Consider the following 13,766-nt stretch of genomic DNA (forward strand, 5'->3'; position numbering starts at 1 on the left):
AGGGTGGGGACCGATGAAACGCAACATCCCCCCCGCGCCCCTGCCCCAGGTCTCCGGCATCGATCCGGTCCGCATGCGGCTGCCCCCCGACCCGGAGGGCAGCTGGCCGGACCTCGGCTCGTACCTCACCGCCCGCTACGAGGGCACGCGCGGCGCCGAGTCGATGGCCCGCCTGCTGCGGGACGGCCGGGTGCTGGGCGCCGGCGGGCGCGTGCTGGGCGCCGGGGACCCGTACGAGCCGGGCGCCTTCCTCTGGTACCACCGGGACATGCCCGCCGAGCCGGTGGTGCCCTTCCCCATCGGGGTCGTGTACCGCGACGAGCACCTGCTGGTCGCCGACAAGCCGCACTTCCTGGCCACCACCCCGCGCGGCAGCCACGTCTTCCAGACGGCCCTGGCCCGGCTCCGGGTGGAGCTCGGCCTGCCCGCGCTGAGCCCGGCGCACCGGCTGGACCGGATGACGGCCGGGCTGGTGCTGTTCAGCGTCCGCCCCGAGGACCGGGGGGCCTATCAGCTGCTCTTCCAGGAGCGGCGGATCAAGAAGGAGTACGAGGCGCTCGCGCCCCACGACCCGGCGGTGGAGTTCCCCCGGACGCTGCGCAGCCACATCGAGAAGGTGCGCGGCGTGATGGCGGCCTCGGAGGTCGAGGGCGCCGAGCCCAATGCCGAGACGCTGGCCGAACTCGTCGGGGTCAAGGGCGGCCTGGGGCGCTACCGGCTGACCCCGCACACCGGGCGCACCCACCAGCTGCGGGTGCACATGAACAGTCTCGGCCTGCCGATCCTGGGCGACCCGGTCTATCCGGTGGTCCGCGATCCGGCGCCGGACGACTACCGCCGCCCGCTGCAACTACTGGCCCGCACACTGGAGTTCACCGACCCCGTCACCGGGATCGCGCACCGACTGGAGAGCGCCCTGTCCCTGCGGGCCTGGACCGACCTCCCCGGCTGGGAGACGGACCCGGGCCCCGGCCCCGGCCGGGCGGGCGCTGGCGGGCTGCGGCACGGGCCGGGCGTCGTGGAATCCGTACTACTGCGTGCCGGCGAGGGCGGCGTGGGCGGGTGGGGGGCGGGAGAGCGAGGCGTTGCGCGCCCGGCCGGCGAGGACTTCCGCGTCGACGGGGTCGGCGGACATCACCGTCTGCCACTTGGGCCATTCAGTGTTGCCGATCTGGATCGAGGCCGGTCCGCCCTGGGTGAGGCCGTGGCGGACGCCGCCGAGGGTCACCGTCCGCTCCGGCCCCTACGCCTCCCCCAACCCGGCCGGCAGCGTCTACGCCCACCAGGAGGACGTGCTCGGCGCCACCGTCTACCAGGTCCCGCCGGTCACCCGGGGCGGCAGCGCCGAGGAGCAGACCTACGCCGCCCGGTGCGCCCCCGGCTCCGCGGCCTTCTGGTACTCCCCCGCGCTCTACGGCACCCTCGCCTCGGGCGGCACCGAGCGGCCGCTGGAGGACCGGATGGCCGGCGTCCTACCCCTCGGCGAGGTCCCGGCGTCGGGCGTGCTCGACGTGACCGTGCGGACCCGTACGCAGAACGCCACCGCCGGCGAGCACCCCGTCGGCTGCCTGGACCGGGCCGCCCTCGACCGGGCCGTCGGCCGGCTCACCGCCACGGGTGCCACCGACGTCGCCGCGGGCGGCCACACCATCGGGGCCACCCTCCCGAAGGGCTCGGCCGGCACCGCGGTCTTCGCGATGACCGACGTCCCCGGCTGGCAGTGCACCGCGGGCGGGAAGACCGCCGCCCCGGTCCCCTTCCACGGCCTGGTCTCGGTCCCCCTGCCCCCCGGCGCGGACCGGGTCTCCTGCTCCTTCACCCCGAAGGGCCTGGCCCCGGGCCTGGCGGGCGCCGCGCTCTCCCTCCTGGCCCTGGCCTCGGCCACGGTCGCCTCCCTGCGCCGCCGCCGCGTCCGGACCTGATCCGGGCCTGATCCGGTCCGGGCCTGATCCACGGCACGAAGAAGCCCCCCACCGCTCCTCTCGGAGCGGCGGGGGGCTTCTTCGTACTGCCTACTGCCTACTGAACTCAGCCGTTGTAGGGGCCGTAGTCGTAGTCCTCCAGCGGAACAGCCTGGCCGGAGCCGGTGCCGAAGGGCGAGTAGTCGATGTCGTCGTAGCCGACGGCCGAGTACATCGCGGCCTTGGCTTCCTCGGTCGGCTCGACCCGGATGTTGCGGTAGCGGGCGAGGCCCGTACCGGCCGGGATGAGCTTACCGATGATGACGTTCTCCTTGAGGCCGATCAGGGAGTCGGACTTGGCGTTGATCGCCGCGTCCGTCAGAACCCTGGTCGTCTCCTGGAAGGACGCCGCCGACAGCCACGACTCGGTCGCGAGCGAGGCCTTGGTGATACCCATCAGCTGCGGACGGCCGGAGGCGGGGTGACCGCCCTCGGTGACCACACGACGGTTCTCGGTCTCGAACTTCGACCGCTCGACGAGCTCGCCCGGCAGGAGCTCCGCGTCGCCGGACTCGATGATCGTCACGCGGCGCAGCATCTGCCGGATGATGATCTCGATGTGCTTGTCGTGGATCGACACGCCCTGCGAGTTGTAGACCTTCTGGACTTCGCCGACCAGGTGGACCTGGACCGCACGCTGGCCGAGGATGCGCAGCACGTCGTGCGGGTTGGTGGCACCCATGGTCAGCTTCTGGCCGACCTCGACGTGGTCGCCCTCGCCGACGATGACCTTGGCGCGCTTGGAGATCGGGAAGGCCGTCTCCTCGCTGCCGTCGTCGGGCATGATGACGATCTTCTTCGTCTTCTCGGTCTCCTCGATCCGCACGCGGCCGGCGGCCTCGGAGATCGGGGCGACACCCTTCGGGGTACGGGCCTCGAAGAGCTCGACGACACGCGGCAGACCCTGCGTGATGTCGTCACCGGCCACACCACCGGTGTGGAAGGTACGCATCGTCAGCTGGGTACCGGGCTCACCGATGGACTGGGCGGCGATGATGCCGACCGCCTCACCGATGTCGACCAGCTTGCCGGTGGCGAGCGAGCGTCCGTAGCAGAAGGCACAGGTGCCGACCGCGGACTCACAGGTCAGGACCGAGCGGGTCTTGACCTCCTCGACGCCGTTGGCGACCAGGGCGTCGATCAGGACGTCACCGAGGTCGACGTTGGCCGGCGCGATGACCTTGCCGTCGATGACGACGTCCTCGGCCAGCATGCGGGCGTAGATCGAGGTCTCGACGTCGTCGGACTTGCGCAGCGCGCCGTCCTCGCCGCGAACGGCGATCTTCAGCTTCAGACCGCGCTCGGTGCCGCAGTCCTCCTCGCGGATGATGACGTCCTGCGAGACGTCCACCAGACGACGGGTGAGGTAACCCGAGTCGGCGGTACGCAGGGCGGTGTCCGCCAGACCCTTACGGGCACCGTGCGTGGAGATGAAGTACTCCAGAACGGTGAGGCCCTCACGGAAGGACGCCTTGATCGGACGCGGGATGGTCTCGTTCTTCGCGTTCGACACCAGACCACGCATACCGGCGATCTGTCGCATCTGCATCATGTTTCCTCGGGCACCCGAGTCAACCATCATGAAGATGGGGTTCGTCTTGGGGAAGTTCGCGTTCATCGCCTCGGCAACCTCGTTGGTCGCCTTGGTCCAGATCGCGATGAGCTCCTGCGTGCGCTCGTCCTTGGTGATCAGACCGCGCTCGTACTGCTTCTGGACCTTCTCGTCCAGCTCCTCGTAGCCCTTGACGATGGCCTTCTTGGCCTCGGGCACGACGACGTCGGAGATGGCCACGGTGACGCCCGAACGGGTCGCCCAGTGGAAGCCGGCCGCCTTCAGGTTGTCGAGCGTCGCCGCCACGATCACCTTGGGGTAGCGCTCCGCCAGGTCGTTGACGATCTCGGAGAGCTGCTTCTTGCCCACCGAGTAGTCGACGAACGGGTAGTCCTCGGGCAGCAGCTCGTTGAAGAGCGCGCGGCCCAGGGTGGTGCGCAGCCGGAACTGGTCGCCCTGCTGGAACTCCTGCTCGCCCTCTTCGGCGACCGGGGGCACCCAGCCGCGCGGCGGGATGGTGCCCACCGGGAAGCGGATGTCGACGGCCGACTGGAGCGCGAGCTCACCGTTGTCGAACGCCATGGTCGCCTCGGCCGTGGAGCCGAACGCGCGGCCCTCGCCCTTGACGTCACGGAGCTCGCCGTCGGTGGTGAGGAAGAACAGACCCAGCACCATGTCCTGGGTCGGCATGGTGACGGGACGACCGTCTGCCGGCTTCAGGATGTTGTTCGAGGACAGCATCAGGATGCGGGCCTCGGCCTGCGCCTCTGCCGAAAGCGGCAGGTGCACGGCCATCTGGTCACCGTCGAAGTCCGCGTTGAACGCGGTGCAGACGAGCGGGTGGATCTGGATGGCCTTGCCTTCGACCAGCTGGGGCTCGAAGGCCTGGATGCCGAGGCGGTGCAGCGTGGGCGCACGGTTCAGGAGAACCGGGTGCTCGGCGATGACCTCTTCGAGCACGTCGTAGACGACCGTGCGGCCGCGCTCGACCATGCGCTTCGCCGACTTGATGTTCTGCGCGTGGTTCAGGTCCACCAGGCGCTTCATCACGAACGGCTTGAAGAGCTCCAGCGCCATGGCCTTGGGCAGACCGCACTGGTGCAGCTTCAGCTGCGGGCCGACGACGATCACGGAACGCGCGGAGTAGTCCACGCGCTTGCCGAGGAGGTTCTGGCGGAATCGACCCTGCTTGCCCTTCAGCATGTCGCTGAGGGACTTCAGGGGACGGTTGCCGGGACCGGTCACCGGACGACCACGACGACCGTTGTCGAAGAGGGCGTCCACGGCCTCCTGGAGCATGCGCTTCTCGTTGTTCACGATGATCTCGGGGGCACCGAGGTCGAGAAGGCGCTTCAGGCGGTTGTTGCGGTTGATCACGCGGCGGTACAGGTCGTTCAGGTCGGAGGTCGCGAAGCGGCCACCGTCCAGCTGCACCATCGGACGCAGGTCCGGCGGGATCACCGGCACGCAGTCCAGAACCATGCCCTTGGGCTTGTTGCTGGTCTGCAGGAACGCGGAGACGACCTTGAGGCGCTTGAGCGCACGGGTCTTCTTCTGGCCCTTGCCGGTACGGATGATCTCGCGGAGGCGCTCGGCCTCTTCGTCGAGGTCGAAGGACTCCAGGCGCTTCTGCAGCGCGGCGGCGCCCATGCAGCCGTCGAAGTACGTGCCGAAGCGGTCACGCAGCTCGCGGTAGAGCAGCTCGTCGCCCTCGAGGTCCTGGACCTTGAGGTTCTTGAAGCGGGCCCACACCTCGTCGAGGCGGTCGATCTCGCGCTGGGCGCGGTCACGGAGCTGCTTCATCTCGCGCTCGGCACCTTCGCGCACCTTGCGGCGTACGTCGGCCTTCGCGCCCTCGGCCTCAAGCTCGGCCAGGTCGGTCTCGAGCTTCTTGGCACGGCCTTCGAGGTCCGCGTCGCGGCGGTTCTCGATCTGCTGGCGCTCGACGGAGACGTGCGCCTCCAGGGACGGGAGGTCGCGGGTGCGGCGCTCGTCGTCCACGAACGTGATCATGTACGCGGCGAAGTAGATGACCTTCTCGAGGTCCTTCGGCGCGAGGTCCAGCAGGTATCCGAGGCGCGACGGGACGCCCTTGAAGTACCAGATGTGGGTGACGGGAGCGGCAAGCTCGATGTGGCCCATCCGCTCGCGGCGCACCTTGGCGCGCGTGACTTCGACGCCACAACGCTCACAGATGATGCCCTTGAAGCGGACACGCTTGTACTTGCCGCAGTAGCACTCCCAGTCCCGGGTCGGACCGAAGATCTTCTCGCAGAAGAGTCCGTCCTTCTCGGGCTTGAGCGTGCGGTAGTTGATGGTCTCCGGCTTCTTGACCTCGCCGTGGGACCAGGTTCGGATGTCGTCCGCGGTGGCAAGGCCGATCCGCAGCTCGTCGAAGAAGTTGACGTCGAGCACTGTGCGTCAATCCCTCTTTCGGGGTCGAGTCTCAATCATGGTCTGAACGGTCCCGGGGATGACGGGGGGCTCTTGAGCGAGCCCCCCGTCAGGCCCGTCAGACCTCTTCGACGCTGCTCGGCTCACGCCGGGACAGGTCGATACCGAGCTCCTCCGCCGCGCGGAAGACGTCCTCGTCGGTGTCGCGCATCTCGATGGACATGCCGTCCGAGGACAGCACCTCCACGTTGAGGCAGAGCGACTGCATTTCCTTGATGAGCACCTTGAAGGACTCGGGAATGCCCGGCTCGGGGATGTTCTCGCCCTTGACGATGGCCTCGTAGACCTTCACGCGGCCGGTGACGTCATCGGACTTGATGGTCAGCAGCTCCTGGAGGGCGTAAGCGGCGCCATAAGCCTCGAGCGCCCACACCTCCATCTCACCGAAGCGCTGGCCACCGAACTGCGCCTTACCACCCAGCGGCTGCTGCGTGATCATCGAGTACGGACCGGTCGACCGCGCGTGGAGCTTGTCATCGACCAGGTGGTGGAGCTTGAGGATGTACATGTAGCCGATCGAGACCGGCTCCGGGAACGGCTCGCCGGAGCGGCCGTCGAACAGGTGCGCCTTGCCGGTCGGGAGGACCAGGCGGTCTCCGTCGCGGTTCGGGATGGTGTGCTCGAAGAGGCCCGAGATCTCGTCCTCACGAGCACCGTCGAACACCGGGGTGGCGACGTTGGTGCCGGGCTCGACGCGGTCGGCGCCGATGACCTTCAGTCGCTCGGCCCACTCCTCGCCGAGACCGGAGACGTCCCAGCCGCGGCTGGCGAGCCAGCCGAGGTGGATCTCCAGGACCTGTCCCGGGTTCATTCGGGACGGGACACCCAGCGGGTTGAGGATGATGTCGACCGGCGTGCCGTCCTCAAGGAAGGGCATGTCCTCGATCGGAAGGATCTTGGAGATGACACCCTTGTTGCCGTGGCGGCCGGCGAGCTTGTCACCGTCGGTGATCTTGCGCTTCTGGGCGACGTAGACGCGGACCAGCTGGTTCACGCCCGGGGGAAGCTCGTCGCCCTCCTCGCGGTCGAAGACGCGGACACCGATGACCTTGCCGATCTCACCGTGAGGGACCTTGAGCGAGGTGTCACGCACCTCGCGGGCCTTCTCACCGAAGATGGCGCGGAGCAGGCGCTCCTCCGGGGTCAGCTCGGTCTCGCCCTTGGGCGTGACCTTTCCGACCAGGATGTCGCCGGCGACCACGTCCGCACCGATGCGGATGATGCCGCGCTCGTCGAGGTCCGCGAGGACCTCCTCGGAGACGTTCGGGATGTCCCGGGTGATCTCCTCGGGACCGAGCTTGGTGTCACGGGCATCGACCTCGTGCTCCTCGATGTGAATCGAGGACAGGACGTCGTCCTGTACGAGGCGCTGCGACAGGATGATCGCGTCCTCGTAGTTGTGGCCTTCCCAGGGCATGAACGCGACGAGCAGGTTCTTGCCGAGGGCCATTTCGCCCTCTTCGGTCGCCGGTCCGTCGGCGAGGACCTGGGACTCGACGATCCGGTCACCCTCGTTGACGATGACCTTCTGGTTGACCGAGGTGCCCTGGTTCGAGCGGGAGAACTTGGCGACGCGGTACGTGGTGTACGTGCCGTCGTCGTTGGCGACGGTGATGTAGTCGGCCGAGACCTCCTGGACGACACCGTCCTTCTCCGCACGGATCGAGTCACCGGCGTCGACCGCACAGCGGTACTCCATGCCGGTGCCGACGAGCGGCGCCTCCGCCTTGATGAGCGGAACGGCCTGGCGCATCATGTTCGCGCCCATGAGGGCACGGTTGGCGTCGTCGTGCTCCAGGAAGGGGATCATCGCGGTCGCGACGGACACCATCTGGCGCGGGGAGACGTCCATGTAGTCGACGTCGTCGCCGGCGATGTAGTCGATCTCGCCACCACGACGGCGAACCAGCACGCGGTTCTCGGTGAAGCGCATGTCGTCGGACAGGCCGGCGTTGGCCTGGGCGATGACGAAGCGGTCTTCCTCGTCGGCCGTCAGGTAGTCGACGTCGTCGGTGACGACGCCGTCGATGACCTTGCGGTACGGGGTCTCGACGAAACCGAACGCGTTGACGCGGCCGTAGGACGCGAGCGAGCCGATCAGACCGATGTTCGGGCCTTCAGGGGTCTCGATCGGGCACATGCGGCCGTAGTGCGACGGGTGGACGTCTCGGACCTCGAAGCCGGCCCGCTCACGGGACAGACCACCCGGGCCGAGCGCCGACAGGCGTCGCTTGTGGGTGAGACCCGACAGCGGGTTGTTCTGGTCCATGAACTGCGACAGCTGGCTGGTGCCGAAGAACTCCTTGATGGAGGCGACGACCGGCCGGATGTTGATCAGGGTCTGCGGCGTGATCGCCTCGACGTCCTGGGTCGTCATCCGCTCGCGGACGACGCGCTCCATACGAGCCAGACCCGTGCGGACCTGGTTCTGGATGAGCTCGCCGACGTTGCGCAGACGACGGTTGCCGAAGTGGTCGATGTCGTCGGTCTCGACGACGATCGAACGACCCGACTCACCGACGGTCTCGGTCTCACCGGCGTGCAGCTTGACCAGGTACTTGATGGTCGCGATGACGTCGTCGGTGGTGAGCACGCCGGCGTTCAGCGGCTCGTCCGCGCCGAGCTTCTTGTTCACCTTGTAGCGGCCGACCTTCGCGAGGTCGTAGCGCTTCGGGTTGAAGTAGAGGTTCTCGAGCAGCGTCTGAGCGGCCTCGCGGGTCGGCGGTTCGCCCGGACGCAGCTTGCGGTAGATGTCGAGCAGCGCGTCGTCCTGGCCCTGGGTGTGGTCCTTCTCCAGGGTGGCGCGCATGGACTCGTACTGGCCGAACTCCTCGAGGATCTGCTCGGTGGTCCAGCCGAGAGCCTTCAGGAGGACGGTGACGGACTGCTTGCGCTTGCGGTCGATGCGGACACCGACCATGTCGCGCTTGTCGATTTCCATCTCGAGCCAGGCACCCCGGGACGGGATGATCTTGGCGGCGAAGATGTCCTTGTCGGACGTCTTGTCGATGGAGGAGTCGAAGTAGACACCAGGGGAACGGACCAGCTGCGACACGACGACACGCTCGGTGCCGTTGATGACGAAGGTGCCCTTGTTGGTCATGAGCGGGAAATCGCCCATGAAGACCGTCTGAGACTTGATCTCTCCGGTCTCGTTGTTCGTGAACTCGGCGGTGACGAAAAGCGGCGCCGCGAACGTGAAGTCGCGGTCCTTGCACTCGTCGACCGAGTTCTTCGCCGGCTCGAAACGGTGGTCGCGGAACGTCAGCGACATCGACCCGGAGAAGTCCTCGATCGGCGAGATCTCCTCGAAGATCTCTTCCAGACCGGACTTGGTGGGAACATCCTGTCCGCTCTCAAGCGCCGACTCGACGCGAGACTTCCAGGCGGCGTTGCCGAGCAGCCAGTCAAAGCTCTCGGTCTGCAGCGCCAGGAGGTTCGGAACCTCGAGAGGCTCCTTGATCTTTGCAAAGGAGATGCGCAGCGGGGCGGTGCTGGCACCGTTGTTCGTATTGGTCGAGGCGTTGCGCGAGGCGGCCAAGAGGGGGTCCTTCCGAGGGCTCGGACTCACTACGCGCGTACCGGTCCCAGCTGACACAGAAGACGGGCGCTTCCACCCCGGTCGAAGTGACCAGGTCAGGGCGATCAATCAAGTGTGCTCATGCTTGGGCATGCCCCTGGCGACGGGCAGGGGGCAGCTAACAGGCAGCGCAAAGGGTCAGTGTAGCCACTTGGCTCACTGATGTCCAGACCAGGTTTCCGGAAACCGGCAACAGGCCTTCCCCATGTCGTTTGACGCTTCCAACTGACGCTGCCAACCCTGCGGCTCTCGCCTACAGAGCGCGTAACAGTACTGCCCTCTTCGTAGTCGATCCATGCCCGATCCCGACCCGTTCCATGCCTCGGATCCCGGATCGAACGGCCGATCTCACGACGGATCTGAGAATTGCGCGCCACGTGCCGTTCGTCAAGGCCCCCTGCTCCGTGCGGATCATCCAAGGACCCGGCCGCGGAGCAACGAAGATCACCCTACTCCCCAACGAGACAGGGGCAAATCAGGCACTCCGGGTACGCCAAAGGGCGACCACCCTTACGGGTGATCGCCCTTGACTGAGGCCTCAGAGAGGCCTCAGAGGTGTTACTTGACCTCGACAGCCGCGCCGGCAGCCTTGAGGGACTCGGCGGCCTTCTCAGCGGCCTCCTTGGCGACCTTCTCGAGGACGGGCTTCGGGGCGCCGTCAACGAGGTCCTTGGCCTCCTTGAGGCCCAGGGAGGTGAGCTCGCGCACGACCTTGATGACCTGGATCTTCTTGTCGCCGGCACCGGTGAGGATGACGTCGAACTCGTCCTGCTCCTCGACGGCCTCAGCGGCGACCGGGGCGCCCGGACCGGCAACGGCGACGGCCGCGGCGGCGGTGACGTCGAACTTCTCCTCGAACGCCTTCACGAACTCGGAGAGCTCGATGAGGGTGAGCTCCTCGAACTGGGCGAGGAGTTCGTCCTGGGTGAGCTTCGCCATGATGGGCGATCCTTCCACTAAATCGGCAGGTGCCGGATGTATATAGAGGCGGGCGTAACGGCCCGCTTTGACCCGCGCACTAGGCGGCGCGGATCAGTGCGCGAGCCGAATTACTCGGCACCGCCCTGCTCGGCGAGCTTGACGCGAAGCGCTTCCGCAGTGCGGACGAACTTCGACGGCAGCGCCTGGAAGAGCGAGGCAGCCTGAGACTGCTTGCCCTTGAACGCGCCGGCCAGCTTGCTGAGCAGAACCTCGCGGGACTCGAGGTCCGCAAGCTTCTTGATCTCATCGGCGGTGAGCGCCTTACCATCAAGGACACCCGCCTTGATGATGAGGTTCGGGTTTTCCTTGGCGAAGTCACGCAGGCTCTTCGCCGACTCCACCGGGTCACCGGTGATGAAGGCGACCGCGGTCGGACCAGCGAAGTGCTCGTCCAGCGCGGTGATCCCGGCCTGGTTGGCCGCAATCTTGGTCAGCGTGTTCTTCACCACGGCGTACTGGGCGTTCTCACCGAGAGAACGACGCAGCGTCTTGAGCTGCGCGACGGTGAGACCCCGGTACTCGGTCAGCACGGCGGCGTTCGAGCTCTGGAACGCGTCCTTGAGCTCGGCTACCGCGGCAGCCTTGTTGGGCGTCGGCATAGTGCGTCGGCCTCCTTCCGGGTGATGAGGACCGCTCAGAAGGGGCATAAACACGAAACGCCCCGGCGCAGGCGCCAGGGCGTAGCTCAACCGGAACGAATTCCGGGAACTTTCCACAGTCACCTACGCAGGACGTCCGCATTTAGCGGATCCTTCGGCCGCCGCACTCTTGCGAGCACGGCAACGACCAGCGGTCTTTGGCTTCTCCCGAAGAGTACGTGAAGGGGTGCAGCCGAGGCAAATCGCCTCAGGAGACGCCGTCCAGGCCGCCCAGACCGGCGTCCCGCAGCGTCTTGTCGGCCTCCTTGAGGTCCTCGTCGGCCTGCTTGAGCTTGCGGTCGGTCTCCTTCATCACGTCCTCGAAGGAGATGACCTGATCGGCCGGCGGGGGCGTGACGGGGGAAGCCGCGCCGAACCCGGAGAACTTCGCCGTGGTCTTCGTCGTGCCCTCGGCGTCCGTGCTCACGCTGTCCACGCGCACCGGGTAGCCGTCCTTGCCGATCCACAGGTCCACCTCGAAGGCGGTGATGTGCTTGACGGCCTCGTGGAGGTACTGGCGGTTCGCCTCCTCCATGGCCTTGGTGGAGTCGTCCGCCGTCAGCAGCTCCGCGCCCGTGAGGGTGCCCCTGTAGTGCTCGGCGTCGACACCGTCGGTCTTCTCGGTGCCGACGTGCGTCAGCTTCTCCTGGCCCAGCAGCATCGCGAGGTACTCGGCCGGGTCGTCGTTGAGCCGGACCCCCGGCTTGCCGTCCTTGGCGAGGTTCATCGACATCCAGGTCTTGCCCTCGAGGGGCTTGTCCAGCTGGGTGTGGACGAGGTCGCCGATCATGATCGAGCGCGTGTCGGGCTTCTCGCTCTTCAGGATCAGGTCGTGGCTCGACGGGTACCAGCCCTTGGTGCCGGACTGCCCGCTGGTCTTGCCGTCGGCCTCGACGGTGGACAGCTCCGCCTTGGCGAACTTGGCGGCCACCGTCTTCAGGTAGGACGCCTTCACCGCCTCCACCGGCGAGTGCGCCTTGGCACCGGCGCCCTTGTCCCCGCCGGCCTTGCCGCTGCCCGCGTCGGCCTGGTCGCCGCCACAGGCCGTGAGGCCGCCCACGAACAGTGCGGTACCGACGATCGCGATACCGGCTCGGGTACGGACAGCCTTGCTCATCTGGTTCTCCCCCATGGATGGATCTTCGTTGCCCGGCCGACCCTACGGTTCCCGCGACCGGAACGCGCTCCGGTATCGCCACGTCAGCGCAGGTGTGGCGCTCACCACGCAGAACGGGCCCCCCGCCACCCTGTGAAGGGGGCGAGGGGCCCGTAAGCCACTCAGTGAGTGTCAGGCTCGGCCTGATCAGACCGCGGCCGGGTCTTCCTCGACGAGGAGGTTCCGGGTGCGGTTCTGGTCCAGCAGGATGCCGGGGCCCATGGTGGTGCTGAGGGCGGCCTTCTTGATGTAGCGGCCCTTCGCGGCGGACGGCTTCAGACGAAGGATCTCGTCGAGGGCCGCGCCGTAGTTCTCGACCAGCTGCTCATCGGTGAAGGAGACCTTGCCGATGATGAAGTGCAGGTTCGAGTGCTTGTCGACACGGAACTCGATCTTGCCACCCTTGATCTCGGTGACAGCCTTCGCGACGTCCATGGTGACGGTGCCGGTCTTCGGGTTCGGCATCAGGCCACGGGGACCGAGCACGCGGCCGAGGCGGCCGACCTTGCCCATGAGGTCCGGGGTGGCGACAACGGCGTCGAACTCGTTGAGGCGGTTGCCCTTGGCGATCTCGTTGATGAGCTCGTCGTCGCCGACGATGTCGGCGCCGGCGGCTTCCGCGGCCGCAGCACGGTCACCGGTCGCGAAGACCAGGACCCGGGCGGTCTTGCCGGTGCCGTGCGGGAGGTTCACGGTGCCACGGACCATCTGGTCGGCCTTGCGCGGGTCTACACCCAGGCGGAAGGCGACCTCGACGGTGCTGTCGAACTTGGTCGCGGAGGTCTCCTTGGCGACACGGACGGCCTCGAGCGGGGCGTACAGCTTCTCCCGGTCGATCTTGGCGTCCGCAGCGCGGAGAGTCTTGCTGCGCTTCACTTCTGCTCCTGTGTTGTGACTTCAGGCGTGGAGTCGTGGTGCGGACCAGCGCTTGGCCCTACCACTGTGGTGCTGGGGGGTGGCTGAATCAGCCTTCGACCGTGATGCCCATCGAACGCGCGGTGCCGGCGATGATCTTCTCGGCCGCGTCGATGTCGTTGGCGTTCAGGTCAGGCATCTTGAGCGTGGCGATCTCGCGGACCTGGTCACGCGTAAGCTTCGCGACCTTGGTCTTGTGCGGCTCGCCGGAGCCCTTCTCCACGCCCGCGCTCTTCAGGATGAGGCGCGCGGCCGGCGGAGTCTTGGTGATGAAGGTGAAGGAGCGGTCGTCGTAGACCGTGATCTCCACCGGCACGACCATGCCACGCTGCGACTCGGTCGCGGCGTTGTAGGCCTTGCAGAACTCCATGATGTTGACGCCGTGCTGACCGAGCGCGGGGCCGACCGGCGGAGCCGGGTTGGCCGCACCGGCCTTGATCTGGAGCTTGATGAGCCCCGTGATCTTCTTCTTCTTGGGAGGCATTGCTCTCTCCGGGTCCTAGTGAGAGTTTTCGCCGCCAATCCGGTC

At 67.3% G+C, this 13,766-nt stretch carries 8 protein-coding genes and 2 pseudogenes; 2 read left to right on the top strand and 8 right to left on the bottom strand.

Annotation, left to right across the window (positions count from 1 at the left end):
* Positions 1-13: 13 nt before the first annotated feature.
* A pseudogene (locus DRB96_RS25665) lies at positions 14-934 on the top strand (RluA family pseudouridine synthase); the annotation flags it as partial.
* A 99-nt stretch (positions 935-1,033) separates the two neighbouring features.
* On the opposite strand, the pseudogene DRB96_RS25670 reads toward DRB96_RS25665, so the two are convergent.
* Positions 1,034-1,222, bottom strand: a pseudogene (locus DRB96_RS25670) (chorismate synthase); the annotation flags it as partial.
* On the opposite strand from DRB96_RS25670, the gene DRB96_RS25675 reads away from it, so the two are divergent.
* Positions 1,149-1,922: a YfhO family protein gene (locus DRB96_RS25675; protein ID WP_162689034.1), complete on the top strand. Its 774-nt coding sequence runs from the start codon at positions 1,149-1,151 to the stop codon at positions 1,920-1,922. The pseudogene DRB96_RS25670 and the gene DRB96_RS25675 overlap by 74 nt on opposite strands.
* 106 nt (positions 1,923-2,028) lie before the next feature.
* Here the strand turns inward: DRB96_RS25675 and DRB96_RS25680 are convergent, their stop codons facing one another.
* The 7 genes from DRB96_RS25680 to rplK all read right to left on the bottom strand — a co-directional run bounded on the left by DRB96_RS25680 (position 2,029) and on the right by rplK (position 13,721).
* Positions 2,029-5,928: a DNA-directed RNA polymerase subunit beta' gene (locus DRB96_RS25680; protein ID WP_112450588.1), complete on the bottom strand. Its 3,900-nt coding sequence runs from the start codon at positions 5,926-5,928 to the stop codon at positions 2,029-2,031.
* A 97-nt stretch (positions 5,929-6,025) separates the two neighbouring features.
* On the bottom strand, positions 6,026-9,508 hold the full coding sequence (gene rpoB / locus DRB96_RS25685) for a DNA-directed RNA polymerase subunit beta (protein ID WP_112450589.1): 3,483 nt from the start codon (positions 9,506-9,508) through the stop codon (positions 6,026-6,028).
* A gap of 597 nt (positions 9,509-10,105) precedes the next feature.
* Positions 10,106-10,486, bottom strand: a complete 381-nt coding sequence (gene rplL, locus DRB96_RS25695) for a 50S ribosomal protein L7/L12 (protein WP_112450590.1) — start codon at positions 10,484-10,486, stop codon at positions 10,106-10,108.
* 110 nt (positions 10,487-10,596) lie between these two features.
* A complete protein-coding gene (rplJ, locus tag DRB96_RS25700; RefSeq protein ID WP_112450591.1) occupies positions 10,597-11,127 on the bottom strand; it encodes a 50S ribosomal protein L10 in 531 nt (176 codons plus the stop codon).
* 247 nt (positions 11,128-11,374) lie between these two features.
* Positions 11,375-12,283 carry a hypothetical protein gene (locus tag DRB96_RS25705; RefSeq protein WP_162688678.1) on the bottom strand — a complete coding sequence of 303 codons (909 nt, stop codon included), beginning with the start codon at positions 12,281-12,283 and terminating at the stop codon, positions 11,375-11,377.
* A gap of 186 nt (positions 12,284-12,469) precedes the next feature.
* Positions 12,470-13,198 (bottom strand): 50S ribosomal protein L1, encoded by a 729-nt coding sequence (rplA, locus tag DRB96_RS25710; RefSeq protein WP_112450593.1) that lies wholly within the window; start codon positions 13,196-13,198, stop codon positions 12,470-12,472.
* 88 nt (positions 13,199-13,286) lie between these two features.
* On the bottom strand, positions 13,287-13,721 hold the full coding sequence (gene rplK / locus DRB96_RS25715) for a 50S ribosomal protein L11 (RefSeq protein WP_053682632.1): 435 nt from the start codon (positions 13,719-13,721) through the stop codon (positions 13,287-13,289).
* Positions 13,722-13,766 lie beyond the last annotated feature (45 nt).

Origin of the sequence: Streptomyces sp. ICC1, from assembly GCF_003287935.1 — a bacterium.
GTDB lineage: Bacteria > Actinomycetota > Actinomycetes > Streptomycetales > Streptomycetaceae > Streptomyces > Streptomyces tritrimontium.

What these genes read in the sequence shown, in the direction of transcription:
- rplJ (WP_112450591.1), bottom strand. Translation starts at nt 11,127, where the DNA reads ATGCCGACGCCCAACAAGGCTGCCGCGGTAGCCGAGCTCAAGGACGCG.
- rplK (WP_053682632.1), bottom strand. Translation starts at nt 13,721, where the DNA reads ATGCCTCCCAAGAAGAAGAAGATCACGGGGCTCATCAAGCTCCAGATC.
- rplL (WP_112450590.1), bottom strand. Translation starts at nt 10,486, where the DNA reads ATGGCGAAGCTCACCCAGGACGAACTCCTCGCCCAGTTCGAGGAGCTC.
- DRB96_RS25705 (WP_162688678.1), bottom strand. Translation starts at nt 12,283, where the DNA reads ATGAGCAAGGCTGTCCGTACCCGAGCCGGTATCGCGATCGTCGGTACC.